Here is a 16,304-nt window from a genome sequence, read left to right on the forward strand (position 1 = left end):
TAGCGCGGCAGATCGGCCACTTTCCGGGCAGGGCGATTGCGGAGGGCCTGTGGCCACGTGGGGATGGAAGCAGCGACGGGTCGGTGGTTCCCGGAGATCCACCGACCTGTCGCCTGTATCTACTTGTCCTCGGGCGACGGCAGAGCGTTCTTTTTCAAGGCGCGGGCCACGGCTGTGAACTCGGCCAGAGCCACCTCGAGTTCATCGACGATCTCTTGGGCGATCACGTCTGGCGACGCGTACTCCGTGGTCGCGGCAGCTTCGGAGTTGAACACCGTGAGGTCGAGGTTGACCTTGTCCCGGGTGATCAGCTCGTCGTAGTCATACGCCCGGAAGCGGTCACTCGTCGTGCGCTTGGTGAAGTCCGCACCGCCGGAGTGGTACGCGGCGACGAAGTCGTCGAGGTGCTGGCGGCCCAACTGACGCTGCTTGAGCGTGAAGCGCTGCTCCGAGCGGAAGTCGTAGACCCAGAGTTTGCGGGTGCCGGGGCGACCTCCGGTGCGCTGACCCGTCTTGTCGAAGAACAAGACATTCGCCTTGACGCCGTTGGCGTAGAAGATGCCAGTGGGCAGGCGCAGAAGGGTGTGGACGTCGCAAAGATTGAGAAGGTTCTTGCGGATCGTTTCACCAGCGCCGCCATCGAAGAGGACGTTGTCGGGGAGAACGAGCGCGGCTCGGCCGTTGGTCTTCAGCAAGTTGTAGATGTGCTGAACGAAGTTGAGCTGCTTGTTGGTGGTCGGTGCCCAGAAGTCGGTGCGTGATGTGTACGACTCGCCGGTCACCGAGCCGACACCGAAGGGCGGGTTGGCGAGGACGATGTCGTAGTGCCGCTTCGGAGGGCGGGCCAAAGAGTCCTGAATAGTGATGAGCGGTTTGGCCTCGGAGCTCCCGATGCCGTGCAGCAGCATGTTCATCAGAGCGAGGCGGCCGGTCTCGCGAACGAGTTCATAACCGGTGATCGCGCCGGTCTGGAGAGCGCGGCCCTTATCGCCGTACAGCTCCTTCTCGTAGTTCTGAAGGAGGTGCGCATGCGCCGCGATGAGGAAACCGCCGGTCCCGCAGGCCGGGTCGGTGATGGTCTCACCGGGCCGCGGCTGTACGCAGTCGACCATGGCGTCGATGAGCGGGCGGGGCGTGAAGTACTGACCCGCGCCGGTCTTGCGGTCCTCGGCGCCGCGCTGGAGGAGGCCTTCGTAGGCATCGCCCTTCAGGTCCTGGTTCTCGGTGGTCCAGGTGTAGGGATCGATCAGGTCCTTGATCAGGCGCTCCAGGACAGCCGGCTCATGGATCTTGTTCTGCGCCTTGGTGAAAACCTCTCCGAGCATGGTGCCGCCGCGCTGACCGAGGTCCTTGAGGATGAACTCGTAGTGGTCGAGCAACGCTTCGGCAGACCGGGTGGTCAGGCTCTTCCAGTCCCGTCCCTCGGGTACGAGAGGCCGCTCGGGGGCATAGCGCCGGAAGGCAGCCGGGCGGTTGGCGCGCTCGTCGGCCATCTTCAGGAAGAGCAGGTAGGTCAACTGTTCGACATAGTCGAGCGTGGAGACGCCGGAGTGGCGAAGCAGTTCACAGTACGACCAGAGGCGGTTGACGAGAGTAGAGGTCGAGGTCGGGGCGGCGGGAACCGTCTTGGTCCTGGTGTTCGCCTTGGTTTTGGCCGTGCGGGGGGCGGAGACCGCACCGGGCGCTGACGAGACCGCCGCCTCAGCCGGATGCGCGGAGGTCGGCTTCTCAGTGCTGCTGCTCATGATGGTGCTCACAGGGGAAGTGTTTCCTGGGTGCCGGAGGAAACCGGTCGGCCGAGGGCCGGGGGAGCGGCTGGGGACGTCGTGCGGGGTGCGCGCTTGCCTCTGGCCGGCTTCGCGCCGACGGCCCGCTGGGCGCGGATGCGGTCGAGGAGCGCGGTAGCAGGCTCGTCATCGGGGTTCTGGGGAACCAGGGCACCAGTGAAAGCGGCGTGGAGGAGGGCGTCACGGAGGCGCCCAGCCTCGCGGGCTTGCTCGTCCAACTGCCCCTTCAACGGCCTCACCAAGTTCATGGCATCCGCAATGGCAGCGGCCACGTTTTTCTGCGCCACCCCCTCAGGGGGGATAGGGATCCGAGCGGAGCGAACAGTCACCTGTGAAATGTTTCGCATCGAGTCACTGGTTCCTGTAGCCGCCGCTGAATACTGCGCGCGCACCGGTCGCGACGAGAGGACTTCGATAAGCCAATCTCTGTCCACTCCTGCCTTTGGCACCAACCTCAGACTCTTGTCACTGAGCATCAACTTGGAACGAGTTTCACCGACGAGAACGGGGGCGCCAACATAATCGACAGTATTTGCGCGACTCACAAGAATATCGCCACTATGAATTTCATAATCAGGGTTCGGCTCGCGCTCGGGTGGCAACGCCTTGTTCTCATCAGCCCTGAACTCGCCCCATGTCATAGCGCTGACCTTAATGACGCCCCACTCGTCATCACGAGCTACCCTCGGGAGGCAGGTAAAGGATTTACCTGCCTGGATTTTTTCGAGGACATCCCCCACCACACCCCATCTCCACCCCTCGGGGAGCGAATTCTCACCTGTCGGCCAGACACCTTGAGAACGCGCAGCATGGATAAGGTGTTCATACCTCTCGGCGGCCAAAGCCAAGGCCGCTTCCCCTGCTTCAACATGCGTCAGCTGGTCGCCCAGTTTGGCGGTGATGCGATGCTGCTCGGAGAGAGGCGGTAGAGGTATCTCCAGTTCAGCCAAATAGGGGCGGGGAACGCGGCGCTGACCCACAGCACCAGTCATGTGTTGCTCAGCCATTCGGCGAACGTGCCGTTGCAGCAGAAAGCGCAACAAGTAGTCAGGAAGAACAGCTCCGCGGCTCCGCAGCACGTGGAACTCGGTGCTTCCCAGCGCTCGTCCGCCGGTCAGCCCTTGCGCCTTTGCGATCTTCCCGTTCTCCATGCAGGGCGTAATTTTTGCGAAAAGAATATCGTTCTCTTGGAACCTGGTCAGCGACTTCTTTTTGAAGTCGCCGTACCGCACCTGCGTTGACGCATCCATACGGCCCGTTGCTGCCTCAACAGCGGCCATGGGTACCTGAGAAATGACGTCATCGTCGTCAGGTTCCTCGTCGAATCCCCGAGGGTTGACTTCACACAGCTCACCGATGGTCGCCCGTGTCCACCCCATAGGCAGCTCGTCCGTGACAACTCCGTCGGCCTCTGAACCCCCCGGCCTCACACCCGAGTCGGTCGTCACGCGCTCAGCTCCCTGTCCAGTTCATTGATGATGTGTTCAGCCCGTGTCGCCCCGAATTCGGCGATGAATCCATCCGTGCCGTTGTGCGAGGTGAAAGGTGCGTAATCTAGGTCAGCGGTGTCGAAGCGTACACGCTCAGCTGTCGCTGCGGCGATGCGGTCGAGCCACCAGCGTTGTCGTTCAGTGAAACGGGTGCCCACCCGTTCCTGACGGGCGATCCAGGCCTGATACCGCTCGCGCACGAGTTCCTCGTACGGGCGTGGAGCCGGGGCACCCCGCTCCACGCCGCCGGCGAGTTCGTAACGGAGCAGAGCCAATAGATCGGAGGCCGTGCGCACGCGCTCGGCCTCGTCGATGGCCACCTCGCCCACCATCTCGTACGCCTTCCACAGTCTGTCCGCGGTCCAGGCATGCGGCGGGCGGGCGATGCTGCGAGCCACATCCTTGAGCCTGTCCATAGCCACGCTCGGTGGTATTTCAGAGTCGGCACTGAACGCGAGCGACATGGCCGCGATCTCGTCACGGTTGTCAGCGATGTACTGCCGCCAGTTGCGAAGCGTCTCCACCGCCGCATCCTTGTCGTCGACCGCCGCGCCCGCTCGCAGCAGCTCGTCTGCACCGTTCTCGTCGTAGAGGATGTCCTTCGCTCTCCGCATCTCCAGCAGGCGGCCCCGCAGGGGCGGCTGGGCGGCGAGCGGTCGGACTGCCTGCTCGATGAGGTCGCGCACCGCGCTCTCGGGATTCCGGCCCGCGCGCTCGGCGGCCTCCCGAGCTTCCAGTTGCCGGTCCGCTGAGACGGCGTCGACCATTCCGTGCACGATCTTCGTCAGCTCCAGCCCGCCGCTCAGGCGCCGAATCTCGTCCCTCTCCTCATCCGTCATTTGGATGTCGAGTTTGGCAAGGCGGGCCGCGAGCGTGGAGACCTCTTCTTCCTCGATGGTGTTCGCGGCTGTCTTGCGGAGCAGCTTCTCCAAGCTGATCTGCTTGTCTGTGTGCCGTTCCAGCGGTGCCGCGTCGACCTTAGGCCTTTTTGTCACACCGACTGCGTCGACGATCACGAAGCGGGTCTTGGGACCAACGCCAGGAGTGACCTTCTCAAAATCGGTGAGGGACAGCGTTCGGGCGCCGCGGCCCTTCATCTGCTCGAAGTAAGCCCAGCTCTTGACATCTCTCAGGAACAGCAGGCACTCAAGAGGTTTTACGTCCGTGCCCGTAGCGATCATATCTACTGTGACCGCGATGCGTAGCTCCGGAAGGTTACGAAAGGCCGAGAGACGCTCGGCGGCGTTGCGTGCCGCGCTGGTGATCTTCGCGCAAAAGTCATTGCCCTTGCCGAAAACATCGCGGATGACCTCTACGATCTCTTCCGCATGGTTGTCGTTCTTGGCGAAAACGAGCGTCTTTGGAACGTACATCTCGTCCCACAGCAGGGTACCCGTCACCGGATCGCGCTTGGCCCTCTCCGGAAAGATCTCGGTGAAAAGCCGATCGTGAAAGGTCTGGATAACTGTACGCAACTGATCCTTGCTGATGACTCCGACACCGACCTGGTTTGCGCCGTACTCGATGTCCTCGTCGATGTCCTCGTAGCGCTGGCGGCGCGTGCGGCGGTCGCGGACGGGAATGGTGCCGTGCGCGATGACGCCGCCTTGAGATGTTATCCGCGTCTCGATCTCATAGACAGAGAAATCGACGTTGACGCGATCGGCTACTGCCTCTTGGTACGAGTACTCGCTGACCAGGTTTCCATTGAAGTAGCCGAAGGTCTGCGCGACGGGAGTAGCAGTAAGGCCGACGATGGGGGCGTCGAAGTATTCGAGAACGGAGCGCCATTTGCCGTAGATGGAGCGGTGGCACTCGTCGACGACGATCAGATCGAACGCCTCTGGAGGGAGATCAGCGTTGTAGCCGACCTCAATGATGCCCGGCACATCGACATTGTTGTCGACGTCACCGTCATCCCCGTCGGCCCCCGGCAGGCGCACGCCGGTGAGTTCCATGTAGAGGCGCTGGACGGTGGAGATGACGACCTTGGAGGAGGCGAACATGCCCTCCGCGCCAAGCCGTTGGACGTTGTATAGGTCAGCGAACTTGCGGTCGGTGTCAGGGGTCTTGAAGTTCTCGAATTCGGCGAAGGCCTGCACACCGAGGTTGTTGCGGTCCACAAGGAACAGGACGCGCTCGGCACGCGCATGCTTGAGCATCCGATACGAGAACGTCACCGCCGTGAACGTCTTTCCCGCACCGGTGGCCATTTGGACGAGGGAACGGGACTGCCCCATCCCTTGCTGGCCTCTGCCGAGAGCCACCGACTTCTCCACGCCGCGTACCGCCTGAATCTGCGCCGGGCGCAGGGGGCGCTCGTCGAGCTCCGGCATGCGCCAGCGCAAGCGGGCCCGATAGCTGGGGGCCTGCTCGTCCTCTTCGGCCTGCCGGACCCAGCGGGCCAGCGTGCGCGGCTGGTGAAAGGAGAAGATGCGGCGGGTACGAGAGTCCGGATCAAGCACGGACCGGAAGCGTGTCTCGCCGCCGTCGCTCACGTATCGGAACGGGAGCGGGGTACGCCAGGCGTTGAAGCGCTGCTGGGCATCGGCGGGATGGTCGGCGTAGCTGTCGGCCTGGGCCTCTGCGGCGGACAGGTCGGCACCTTCGCGCTTGGCCTCGATGATGCCGACAAGCTTGCGCTCGACGTACAGCGCGTAATCGGCGCGGCCTCGAGCTGTGGTGACCTCGCGGACGGCGACGCCGTTGCCTCGCCGGTCACCCCGAACGTGAAGGTTGAGGTCCGCGCCGCCATCCTGGACGTCCCAGCCCGCCGCCGCGAGCATCGCGTCGAGCCGCTTTCGGACCTGCACCTCGGTGAGGGGTTCGCGGGAGGCCTGCTCGGCATTGTCGAGGAGGCGTGCGCGCTCAGCGACGGCGGCCGACGCAGCGGCCCGGTCGGTGGTGTCGACGCGGCTGCGGCCGAGCTGCGTGGCCTCAGCGGCGGCCTGGAACTCCGCGAGCTGACTCTGCATGGCCGCGACTGCACGGGCCAGCTCCTCGCGCTCCGCCTGCGCCTGCGCGAGCTCGCGTTCGACGGCGGTCCGGGCGGCCTGCTCGGCCTGGGCCTGCGATGCCTGGTCGCGGTAGCTGACACGAGCTTCTTCCAGATCCCTGCGGGCCTGGGCGACATCCTGGAGAAGGCGCTCGTTCTCAGCGGCTGGGGTGTGGTCAGGGCTGGGCGGAACGAACGGCAGCTGCTGACGCGAGCCGGTGAGCAACCGGTGGTACCAGGTCCCGAGCCGGAAGCAGGTGCGCAGGGCGCGGAACGCGTCGTCGGCGCTGTCGAGTCCCGAATGATTCGCTTCGTTGCCGAGAGTGCGCACCTCGTGGAAGGCGGTGCCCACATGGCCATGCAAGTACCCCTCCCTGTCCAGGGCCCGCAGCCGGTCGAACTGAGTGCTGCCCTCCACGCGGACCCTGGCCCGGCTGACCAGGTCGGCAGCCATGGCCTCTCCGAACTGTCGGGATTTGATCAGAGACGTGTTCGGGTCTCGGAAGACATGACTCTCGGCAGCGCTTCCGTACGCGACGAGCAGTGGGAGGTGCGGCAGCAGGAACCCGAAGTTGCGGGACTGCCTGGCCAGGCGTAGGAGTCGGGGGTCTGATGCCTGGGACGCCCCGCCTGCGCTGCTCATGGGGTGGTACCGCCTCTCCGGGAGCCTGAAGGCCGACGCCGCTCGTGCAGCGTGATCGCCCGTCGAGCCTAACGGGCGGCCGGTATTTCCGGCCGGTCTTCGGTACTACAGTTCCGACCGGCATGACCTGGCTTCCGCCACCATCAAATGGCCGCGCCAGCGCCCTCTGGCAACGGGATTCACTCACCGGACCGCGCCCATGACCGAAGGGGAGACCGCCCATGGCCCAGGAGATCGACCAATCGTTCCTCACGCTGCCGCTGCGCCCCCTCGCCGACGCCGCGCTGGCCCGCGCGCGGGCGCTCGGTGCCGAGCACGCGGACTTCCGGCTGGAGCGGGTGCGCAGCGCGTCCTGGCGGCTGCGGGACGCCCGGTCGGCCGGCGGTTCGGACACCACCGACCTGGGGTACGCGGTGCGGGCCGTGCACGGCGGGGCGTGGGGGTTCGCCTCCGGCGTCGACATGACCATGGACGCCGCGGCGAAGGTGGCCTCGCGGGCCGTCGCCATGGCCAAGCTGTCCGCGCAGGTCAGCAAGGACGCCGGCTCCGACATGGGGGCACCTCCCACGCCTTTCGGGCAGTGGGGGAGGGTGGAGCTGGCGGACGAGCCCGTGCACGCCGACCGGACGTGGGTGTCGTCGTACGAGATCGACCCCTTCTCCGTGCCCGACGAGGACAAGGCGGGGCTGCTCGGCGACTGGAGCGCGCGGCTGCTTGCCGCCGAGGGGGTCGCGCATGTCGACGCCTCGCTGCTGACCGTGCACGAGAACAAGTTCTACGCGGATACGGCGGGCACGGTGACCACGCAGCAGCGGGTCCGCCTGCACCCGCAGCTCACCGCGGTCGCCGTCGACGAGTCGAGCGGTGAGTTCGACTCCATGCGCACGATCGCGCCGCCGGTGGGGCGGGGCTGGGAGTACCTCACCGGGACCGGCTGGGACTGGCAGGGCGAGCTGGAGCGCCTTCCCGAGCAATTGGCGGAAAAGATGCGGGCGCCGAGTGTCCGGGCGGGCTCGTACGACCTCGTCGTCGATCCGTCGAACCTCTGGCTGACCATCCACGAGTCGATCGGCCACGCCACCGAACTCGACCGCGCGCTCGGCTACGAAGCGGCGTACGCGGGTACCTCCTTCGCCACCTTCGACCAGCTCGGCAAGTTGGCGTACGGCTCGCCGCTGATGAACGTCACCGGCGACCGGACCGCCGAGCACGGCCTCGCCACCATCGGGTACGACGACGAGGGCGTCGCCGCGCAGTCCTGGGACCTGGTGAAGGACGGCACGCTCGTCGGCTACCAGCTGGACCGGCGCATCGCGAGGCTCGCCGGTTTCGCACGCTCGAACGGCTGCGCGTACGCGGACTCCCCCGGCCACGTGCCGGTGCAGCGCATGGCGAACGTGTCGCTCCAGCCGGACCCCGGCGGGCTCTCCACGGAGGACCTGATCGCGGGCGTGGACCGCGGGATCTACGTCGTCGGGGACCGGTCGTGGTCCATCGACATGCAGAGGTACAACTTTCAATTCACCGGGCAGCGCTTCTACAGGATCGAGAACGGGCGGCTCGCCGGGCAGCTGCGGGATGTCGCCTACCAGGCCACGACCACCGACTTCTGGGGCTCCATGGCCGCGGTCGGGGGCCCGCAGACGTACGTCCTCGGTGGCGCCTTCAACTGCGGCAAGGCCCAGCCGGGCCAGGTCGCCGCGGTCTCGCACGGCTGCCCGTCCGCCCTCTTCCGGGGCGTGAACATTCTGAACACCACGCAGAAGGCCGGCCGATGAGCCGCAGCGCCACCAAGCCGCACGAGATCGTCGAGCGCGCCCTCGACCTGTCCACCGCCGACGGCTGCGTCGTCATCGCCGACGAGGAGTCGTCGGCGAACCTGCGCTGGGCGGGCAACGCCCTGACCACCAACGGCGTCAGCCGCGGCCGCACCCTCACCGTCATCGCCACCGTCGACGGCACGGAAGGCACCGCCTCCGGCGTCGTCTCGCGCTCGGCCGTCACCGCCGACGACCTGGAGCCGCTGGTCCGGGCCGCCGAGGAAGCCGCCCGGAAGGCGGGCCCCGCCGAGGACGCGCGGCCGCTGGTGACCGGCACCGTCGCCTCCCCCGACTTCACGGACGCCCCGGCCGAGACCTCCTCCGCGGTCTTCGCGGACTTCGCCCCCGCCCTCGGCGAGGCCTTCGCCCGGGCCCGCGCGGGCGGCCGCGAGCTGTACGGCTTCGCGAACCATGAGTACGTGTCGAGCTACCTCGGTACGTCGGCGGGGCTGCGCCTGCGGCACGACCAGCCCAACGGCACCCTGGAGCTGAACGCCAAGTCACCCGACCGCGCCAGGTCGGCGTGGGCGGGGCGGGCCACCCGTGACTTCAAGGACGTCGACCCGGCCGCCCTCGACGCCGAGCTGGCCCAGCGCCTCGGCTGGGCCGAGCGGCGCGTCGACCTGCCCGCCGGGCAGTACGAGACGCTGCTGCCGCCGACCGCCGTGGCCGACCTGCTGATCTACCAGATGTGGTCCTCCTCGGCCCGGGACGCCGCCGAGGGCCGCACGGTGTTCGCCAGGCCGGGCGGCGCCACGCGCCTCGGCGAGCGGATCGCGCAGCTGCCGCTGACGCTGCGCAGCGACCCGTACGAGCCCGGTCTGGAGTCGGCGCCGTTCGTCCTCGCCCACGCCTCCGGCGACGACACGTCCGTCTTCGACAACGGCCTGCCGCTGACCGCCACCGAGTGGATGCGCGCCGGTGAGCTGGCCCACCTGGCGACCAGCAGGCACACCGCGGAGCTGACCGGGCTGCCGGTGACGCCCGCCATCGACAACCTCGTCCTGGACGGGGGCGGCGACCGCTCCCTGGACGAGATGGTCGCCGCCACCGGGCGCGGCCTGCTGCTCACCTGCCTCTGGTACATCCGCGAGGTCGACCCGGCCACCCTGCTGCTGACCGGCCTGACCAGGGACGGCGTCTACCTCGTCGAGAACGGCGAGGTCGTGGGCGAGGTGAACAACTTCCGGTTCAACGAATCCCCGGTCGACCTGCTCGGCCGGGCCTCGGAGGCGGGCCGTACGGAGAAGACGCTGCCGCGCGAGTGGGGCGACTACTTCACCCGGGCCGCGATGCCCGCGCTGCGCGTCCCGGATTTCAATATGAGTTCGATCAGCCAGGGCGTATAACCTCGGACCCTGCACCTGCACATCCGTGCAGCCCACCCGTACATCCAAGGAGACGCGAGACCCGTGACGGACATCGTCGACGAGCTGAAGTGGCGGGGGCTGTTCGCCCTGTCCACCGATGAAGACGCACTGCGCAAGGCGCTCGCGGACGGTCCCGTCACGTTCTATTGCGGCTTCGACCCCACCGCGGCGAGCCTGCACGTCGGGCATCTCGTGCAGGTCCTCACCGTCCGCCGGCTCCAGCAGGCGGGGCACCGCCCGCTGGCGCTGGTCGGCGGCGCCACCGGCCAGATCGGCGACCCGCGGCCGACCGCCGAGCGCACCCTGAACGACCCGGAGACGGTCGCGAACTGGGTGACGCGGCTGCGCTCGCAGATCGAGCCGTTCCTGTCCTTCGAGGGCGAGAACGCCGCGACGATGGTCAACAACCTCGACTGGACCGCGGGGATGTCCGCGATCGAGTTCCTGCGCGACATCGGCAAGCACTTCCGCGTCAACAAGATGCTGACGAAGGACTCGGTGGCCCGGCGCCTGGAGTCGCAGGAGGGCATCTCCTACACGGAGTTCAGCTACCAGCTCCTCCAGGGCATGGACTTCCTGGAGCTGTACCGGCGGTACGGCTGCACGCTGCAGACCGGCGGCAGCGACCAGTGGGGCAACCTCACCGCGGGCATCGACCTGATCCACCGCCTGGAGCCGGACGCCACGGTGCACGCGCTCGGTACGCCGCTGATGCTCAAGTCGGACGGCACCAAGTTCGGCAAGTCGGAGAGCGGCGCGGTCTGGCTCGACCCGACGATGACGACGCCGTACGCGTTCTACCAGTTCTGGCTGAACACCGACGACCGGGACATCTCGACGTACATGCGCATCCTGTCCTTCAAGTCCCGCGAGGAGTTGGAGGAGATCGAGAGGCAGACCGAGGAGCGGCCGCAGGCGCGCGCGGCACAGCGTGCGCTCGCCGAGGAGCTGACGACGCTGGTGCACGGCGCCGACCAGTGCGCGGCGGTCATCGCCGCGTCCAAGGCGCTCTTCGGCCAGGGCGAGCTGACGGATCTGGACGAGGCGACGCTGGCGGCGGCACTCTCCGAGCTGCCGCGCGTCCAGGTCGCCGAGCCGGGCCCGGTGGTGGACCTGTTCGCCGAGGTCGGCCTGGTGGCGAGCAAGTCCGCGGCCCGGCGCACGGTGAAGGAGGGCGGTGCCTACGTGAACAACGTCAAGGTCGCCGCCGAGGACGCCGTCCCCGCCCGCGAGGAGCTGCTGCACGGGCGCTGGCTGGTGCTGCGGCGCGGCAAGAAGAACCTGGCGGCGGTCGAGGTCACGGGGGGCTGATCCGCCGCGCCCCGGACGCACACGAAGGGGCCGGTCCGTGCGGACCGGCCCCTTCCGTGCGGCTACGCCACGGCTACGCCGTGCGTCTGTTGCCCCGGACCATCTTGTAGAGCGCGTCGCCGAGGCCGACGATCACGACTGCCGCGGCCACTTGCAGGGCGTGGCGGCCCCAGTCGATGCCCTTGGTCTCGTTGATGCCGAACTGCGTCGCGAGCCAGTTGCCCAGGACGGCTCCGATGATGCCGAACACCGTGGTGAGCCAGATCGGACTGTGCTGCTTACCGGGCAGGATCGCCTTGGCAATCAGCCCCAGCACGAATCCCACGATGATCGCCCACAACCAGCCCATAGCTGCCTCCTTGTACGGCTCTACGTGAGCATTACCGCCAGTGTCGGCCCGTGCCCCGTACGGCGCATGTCGGGCGCCCCCATACGGGGCGCGGCCCAGGAAGCCCCGCCACGGTGAGGGGCGCCCCGGTCTCGTGGGCCGCGCAGGTCAGGCGTAACGTGGAGTGAGCCGGACCGGGGCAGATACCGGGGTGAGTCCGGTACAGCGGACAGGGCGGTGGAACGTGATGCGGAAGCAGAGCGGTGACCAGGTCTTCCGGATCACGGGGGCCCGGCAGGGACTCGCGGAGGACGTGCGCGGCCGGCAGCGCCGCTACGTGATCTCGATGTCGGTCCGGACCGTCTCCGTCGTCGCCGCGGCCGTGCTGTGGAACGTCGAGCGGCATGTCGCCATCGTCGCCCTGGTGCTCGGCGTCCTGCTCCCCTACATCTCCGTGGTGATCGCCAACGCGGGCCGGGAGAGCAACCGTTCGCTGCCGTCGACGTTCGTACCCGCCCCTTCTCGGCCAATGCTGGCGCCGCCCGCCGCGGTCGGTCCCGCGGAATCCGTCCCGGAAGATCCCGTGGGTGCCGCGTACGACCAGCGGCGCGGCTCTTCGCACGGGCAGAACTGACCGTCGACGTTGCGCCAAGCTCAAGAAAAGCTCAGATCAATCATGTGGTTCCGGTGCCAGTGACGGGGTCGACCGTGACATACTTCGTACGCGCTCCGCATCCCCCGTCGGAGCGACAGACCGACGCCGGGCAGCTCCCCCCGTGGCTGCTCGGCGTCGCCTTGTTTTCGCAACGTTGTGGGACGCGACTGTGAGTGACGGAACGCCGATCTGCTCGGCCAAGGGCTGCCGCGCGGCCGCGGTCTGGGTCCTCGCCTGGAACAACCCGAAGATCCACACGCCGGAGCGGCGCAAGACGTGGCTCGCGTGCGAGGAGCACCGGGAGCATCTCTCGCAGTTCCTCGGTGTACGCGGCATGTTGAAGGAAGTCGTGACGCTGGCGGAGTGGGAAGCCCCGGAGGGGCAGGGCCGGGATTAGCGGCCCCCGGAGCTAGCCGCCGATCGCCGACATCGGGCGGTCCGGCTGGAGGAACGAAGGGTCGTCCAGGCCCGAGCCGGCCTTCTTGCCCCACATGGCGAGCTTCCAGATGCGGGCGATCTCCTCGTCCGAGCCGGTCACATCCTCCGCGTCGGCCGTGCCGTCCGCGCCTTCGGCCGGGGTCGCGCGCAGTGCCGCGCGCAGGTCGGTCTCCTCGGTGGCGAAGAGGCAGGTGCGCACCTGGCCGTCGGCCGTCAGCCTCGTACGGTCACAGGCCGAGCAGAAGGGGCGGGTGACGGAGGCGATGACGCCGACGCGGTGCGGGCCGCCGTCCACGATCCAGCGCTCGGCGGGGGCCGAGCCGCGCTCCGTGGAGCCCTCTTCGGTCAGCTCGAAGCGGGTGCGCAGGGACTGGAGGATGTCCCCCGCGGTGATCATGCCGTCGCGCTTCCAGCCGTGCTGGGCGTCCAGGGGCATCTGCTCGATGAAGCGGAGTTCGTAGTCGTTCTCGACGGCCCAGGCGAGGAGGTCGGGGGCCTCGTCGTCGTTCAGCCCCGGCATCAGGACGGTGTTGACCTTGACCGGGGTGAGGCCGGCGTCGCGGGCGGCTTCGAGGCCTTCGAGGACGTCCTTGTGGCGGTCGCGGCGGGTGAGCGTCTTGAAGACGTCGGGGCGCAGGGTGTCCAGGGAGACGTTGACCCGGTCGAGGCCGGCGGCCTTGAGGGCCCGCGCGGTGCGCTTGAGGCCGATGCCGTTCGTCGTCAGGGACATCCTGGGGCGGGGCTCCAGCTGGGCGCAGCGCTCGACGATGCCGACGAGGCCGGGGCGCAGCAGGGGTTCGCCGCCGGTGAAGCGGACTTCGGTGATCCCGAGCCGGGTGACGGCGATGCGCACGAGGCGGACGATCTCGTCGTCGGTGAGCAGGTCGGGCTTGGCCAGCCACTGCAGGCCCTCTTCCGGCATGCAGTAGGTGCAGCGCAGATTGCAGCGGTCGGTCAGTGAAACGCGCAGGTCAGTGGCGACTCGGCCATAGGTGTCGATGAGCACTGCGACCCCCTCCCCGGCGGTTGGTTCGTGATGGGTTCCAGATGGCTCCCACTCGCTTACGACCTTACGCGACACCTCTGACAACGCCATGGGCCATTTGCCACGAGGAACGCGGCGGCCGCGTCGTAGGACTCTACGACGCGGCCGCTACGAACATGTGAACGTTTCCTGGTCAGTGGGCTCCGACGCCGGTGAGGGACTTGACCTCCAGTTCGGCGTACTTGCCCTTGTCGGGCTTCTCCTTGGAGAGGACCGAGCCGAGCCAGCCGAGCAGGAAGCCCAGCGGGATGGAGATCAAACCGGGGTTCTCCAGGGGGAAGAAGTCGAAGTTCGCGTCGGGGAACATCGAGGTGGGCTTGCCGGAGACGACCGGGGAGAAGAGCACGAGGCCGACGGCGGCGGCGAGGCCGCCGTAGATGGACCACAGGGCGCCCTGGGTGGTGAACCTCTTCCAGAACAGGCTGTAGAGGATGGTCGGCAAGTTCGCGGAGGCCGCGACGGCGAAGGCGAGGGCGACGAGACCGGCGACGTTGAGGTCGCGGGCGAGGGCGCCGAGCGCGATGGAGACGACGCCGATGAGGACGGTGGCCCAGCGGGCGGCCCTCATCTCCTCCTTCTCGGTGGCCTTGCCCTTGCGGATGACGTTGGCGTAGATGTCGTGCGCGAAGGACGACGACGAGGCCAGGGTGAGGCCCGCGACGACCGCGAGGATGGTGGCGAAGGCGACCGCGGAGATCACCGCGAGCAGGATCGCGCCGCCGGTGGAGTCACCGCCGCCGCCGATCTCCAGGGCGGCCAGCGGCGCCGCCGTGTTGCCCGCCTTGTTGGAGGCGATGATGTCGCCGGGCTTGAGCAGGGCCGCGGCGCCGAAGCCGAGCACGATCGTCATCAGGTAGAAGGCGCCGATGATCCCGATGGCCCAGTTGACGGACTTCCGGGCGGCCTTGGCGGTGGGCACGGTGTAGAACCGGATGAGGATGTGCGGCAGGCCGGCGGTGCCGAGGACGAGGGCGATGCCGAGCGAGAGGAAGTCCAGCTTCGAGGTGGCGCTCGCGCCGTACTTGAGGCCGGGCTCCAGGAACGCCGAGCCCTGGCCGCTGTTGGCGGCGGCCGAACCGAGCAGGTCGGAGACGTTGAAGTTGAACTTCAGGAGGATGAGGAAGGTGATGAGCACGGTGCCCGTGATGAGCAGGACGGCCTTGACCATCTGCACCCAGGTGGTGCCCTTCATGCCGCCGATGGTGACGTAGACGATCATCAGGACGCCGACGAGGGCGACGATGAGGATCTTGCCCGCGTCGGAGGTGATGCCGAGCAGCAGCGAGACCAGGACGCCCGCGCCCGCCATCTGCGCCAGCAGGTAGAAGATCGAGACGACGATGGTGGAGGTGCCCGCGGCCGTGCGGACGGGGCGCTGGCGCATGCGGTAGGCGAGGACGTCGCCCATGGTGTAGCGCCCGGAGTTGCGCAGCGGCTCGGCGACCAGGAGGAGGGCCACCAACCAGGCGACGAGGAAGCCGATGGAGTACAGGAAGCCGTCGTAGCCGAAGAGGGCGATGGCGCCGGCGATGCCGAGGAAGGACGCGGCGGACATGTAGTCGCCGGAGATCGCGAGGCCGTTCTGGAAGCCGGTGAACTGCCGTCCGCCCGCGTAGAAGTCGGCGGCGCTCTTGGTCTGGCGGCCTGCCCAGACGGTGATGCAGAGGGTGGCGACGACGAAGGCGGCGAAGAGGCTGATGATCAGCGGTCGGTGTTCGGAGGCGTCGGACGCCGCCGCGAGGTCGATGACGGCGGTGGTCTGCGCGGGGCTCATGCGGCGCCCTCCTTGGTGCCGGAGTTACCGGTCCCCGTACGGGACTCCATACGGGCCTTGATCGCCTCGGACTTCGGGTCGAGCTTCGCGGCGGCGTGCCGCGAGTAGAACCAGGCGATGAGGAAGGTCGTCAGGAACTGGCCGAGGCCGAGGACCAGGGCGACGTTGATGTTGCCGAAGAGTTTGGTGCCCATGAGGTCGCCCGCGTAGTTGGAGAGCAAGACGTACACGAGGTACCAGGTGATGAAGGCGACGGTGAGCGGGAAGGCGAACGAACGGTGCGCGCGGCGCAGTTCGCCGAACTCCGCGCTCTCCTGCACCTCGGTGAACTCCTCCGTGGAGGGCGCGTGGGGAGCGGGGTCTTGTCCTGCGCCACCCTTCGAAGGGGGCGGTGCGTCGGTGGCCACGGAGTCTCCTCGTGGTGCGGGTGGGGTGGGGACGGACAGTCGTTCCATGGGTGCCTGGTCTCACGTTCCGGCGTGACGCGGATCACGTGAGCCACGGTTGGCGATGCTAGGGCCATGGGACGTGATCCGACAGGGGTTGATGTTGCTTCTGTTGTCTGCTCAACGTCCCGGCGGCGCGTACGACGCGCCCGAACTCCCCGATCTCTCCGAGATCTCTCCGGTTTCTTCCACGGGGCATTGC

Annotated in this window: 12 protein-coding genes; 5 read left to right on the forward strand and 7 right to left on the reverse strand. The window is 67.6% G+C overall.

Going from position 1 to position 16,304, the window contains the following annotated elements:
• Positions 1-119: 119 nt before the first annotated feature.
• From J2N69_RS07420 to J2N69_RS07430, 3 genes are read right to left on the reverse strand one after another with little or no spacing between them, the layout of a single operon-like run.
• Positions 120-1,757: a class I SAM-dependent DNA methyltransferase gene (locus tag J2N69_RS07420; protein WP_230900020.1), complete on the reverse strand. Its 1,638-nt coding sequence runs from the start codon at positions 1,755-1,757 to the stop codon at positions 120-122.
• Positions 1,754-3,235, reverse strand: coding sequence for a restriction endonuclease subunit S (locus J2N69_RS07425; RefSeq protein WP_230900021.1), 1,482 nt, complete (start codon positions 3,233-3,235; stop codon positions 1,754-1,756). Before J2N69_RS07425 ends, J2N69_RS07420 begins: the two co-directional genes overlap by 4 nt.
• A complete protein-coding gene (locus J2N69_RS07430) occupies positions 3,232-6,726 on the reverse strand; it encodes a type I restriction endonuclease subunit R (protein WP_230900022.1) in 3,495 nt (1,164 codons plus the stop codon). Before J2N69_RS07430 ends, J2N69_RS07425 begins: the two co-directional genes overlap by 4 nt.
• 410 nt (positions 6,727-7,136) lie before the next feature.
• On the opposite strand from J2N69_RS07430, the gene J2N69_RS07435 reads away from it, so the two are divergent.
• The 3 genes from J2N69_RS07435 (at position 7,137) to tyrS (ending at position 11,416) form a co-directional block, all read left to right on the forward strand.
• Positions 7,137-8,693 (forward strand): TldD/PmbA family protein, encoded by a 1,557-nt coding sequence (locus J2N69_RS07435; protein WP_230900023.1) that lies wholly within the window; start codon positions 7,137-7,139, stop codon positions 8,691-8,693.
• Positions 8,690-10,084, forward strand: coding sequence for a metallopeptidase TldD-related protein (locus J2N69_RS07440; RefSeq protein ID WP_230900024.1), 1,395 nt, complete (start codon positions 8,690-8,692; stop codon positions 10,082-10,084). The genes J2N69_RS07435 and J2N69_RS07440 overlap by 4 nt, the downstream gene beginning before the upstream one ends.
• 63 nt (positions 10,085-10,147) lie before the next feature.
• Positions 10,148-11,416 (forward strand): tyrosine--tRNA ligase, encoded by a 1,269-nt coding sequence (gene tyrS / locus J2N69_RS07445; protein WP_230900025.1) that lies wholly within the window; start codon positions 10,148-10,150, stop codon positions 11,414-11,416.
• 73 nt (positions 11,417-11,489) lie between these two features.
• Here tyrS and J2N69_RS07450 read toward each other — a convergent pair whose 3' ends face one another.
• Positions 11,490-11,765, reverse strand: coding sequence for a GlsB/YeaQ/YmgE family stress response membrane protein (locus J2N69_RS07450; protein ID WP_223773874.1), 276 nt, complete (start codon positions 11,763-11,765; stop codon positions 11,490-11,492).
• Positions 11,766-11,991: 226 nt separating this feature from the next.
• On the opposite strand from J2N69_RS07450, the gene J2N69_RS07455 reads away from it, so the two are divergent.
• Together J2N69_RS07455 and J2N69_RS07460 are read left to right on the forward strand one after the other, a co-directional pair.
• On the forward strand, positions 11,992-12,378 hold the full coding sequence (locus J2N69_RS07455; protein WP_230900026.1) for a DUF3099 domain-containing protein: 387 nt from the start codon (positions 11,992-11,994) through the stop codon (positions 12,376-12,378).
• Positions 12,379-12,568: 190 nt separating this feature from the next.
• Positions 12,569-12,796 carry a hypothetical protein gene (locus J2N69_RS07460; RefSeq protein ID WP_230900027.1) on the forward strand — a complete coding sequence of 76 codons (228 nt, stop codon included), beginning with the start codon at positions 12,569-12,571 and terminating at the stop codon, positions 12,794-12,796.
• A gap of 12 nt (positions 12,797-12,808) precedes the next feature.
• On the opposite strand, the gene moaA is transcribed toward J2N69_RS07460, so the two are convergent.
• The 3 genes from moaA to J2N69_RS07475 form a co-directional block, all read right to left on the reverse strand.
• Entirely contained in the window at positions 12,809-13,843 is a 1,035-nt protein-coding gene (gene moaA / locus J2N69_RS07465) for a GTP 3',8-cyclase MoaA (RefSeq protein ID WP_230900028.1), read from the reverse strand.
• A 172-nt stretch (positions 13,844-14,015) separates the two neighbouring features.
• Positions 14,016-15,656: a solute symporter family protein gene (locus tag J2N69_RS07470; RefSeq protein ID WP_230900029.1), complete on the reverse strand. Its 1,641-nt coding sequence runs from the start codon at positions 15,654-15,656 to the stop codon at positions 14,016-14,018.
• Positions 15,653-16,063, reverse strand: a complete 411-nt coding sequence (locus tag J2N69_RS07475) for a DUF485 domain-containing protein (protein ID WP_230900030.1) — start codon at positions 16,061-16,063, stop codon at positions 15,653-15,655. Before J2N69_RS07475 ends, J2N69_RS07470 begins: the two co-directional genes overlap by 4 nt.
• Between the last annotated feature and the right edge of the window lie 241 nt (positions 16,064-16,304).

This window comes from Streptomyces huasconensis, from assembly GCF_021028635.1.
GTDB classification, from domain to species: domain Bacteria; phylum Actinomycetota; class Actinomycetes; order Streptomycetales; family Streptomycetaceae; genus Streptomyces; species Streptomyces huasconensis.

Excerpts from the sequence above, each read along its gene's own strand:
- J2N69_RS07435 (WP_230900023.1), top strand. The coding sequence starts at position 7,137 with ATGGCCCAGGAGATCGACCAATCGTTCCTCACGCTGCCGCTGCGCCCC.
- J2N69_RS07450 (WP_223773874.1), bottom strand. The coding sequence starts at position 11,765 with ATGGGCTGGTTGTGGGCGATCATCGTGGGATTCGTGCTGGGGCTGATT.
- J2N69_RS07455 (WP_230900026.1), top strand. The coding sequence starts at position 11,992 with ATGCGGAAGCAGAGCGGTGACCAGGTCTTCCGGATCACGGGGGCCCGG.
- J2N69_RS07470 (WP_230900029.1), bottom strand. The coding sequence starts at position 15,656 with ATGAGCCCCGCGCAGACCACCGCCGTCATCGACCTCGCGGCGGCGTCC.
- J2N69_RS07430 (WP_230900022.1), bottom strand. The coding sequence starts at position 6,726 with ATGGCTGCCGACCTGGTCAGCCGGGCCAGGGTCCGCGTGGAGGGCAGC.
- J2N69_RS07440 (WP_230900024.1), top strand. The coding sequence starts at position 8,690 with ATGAGCCGCAGCGCCACCAAGCCGCACGAGATCGTCGAGCGCGCCCTC.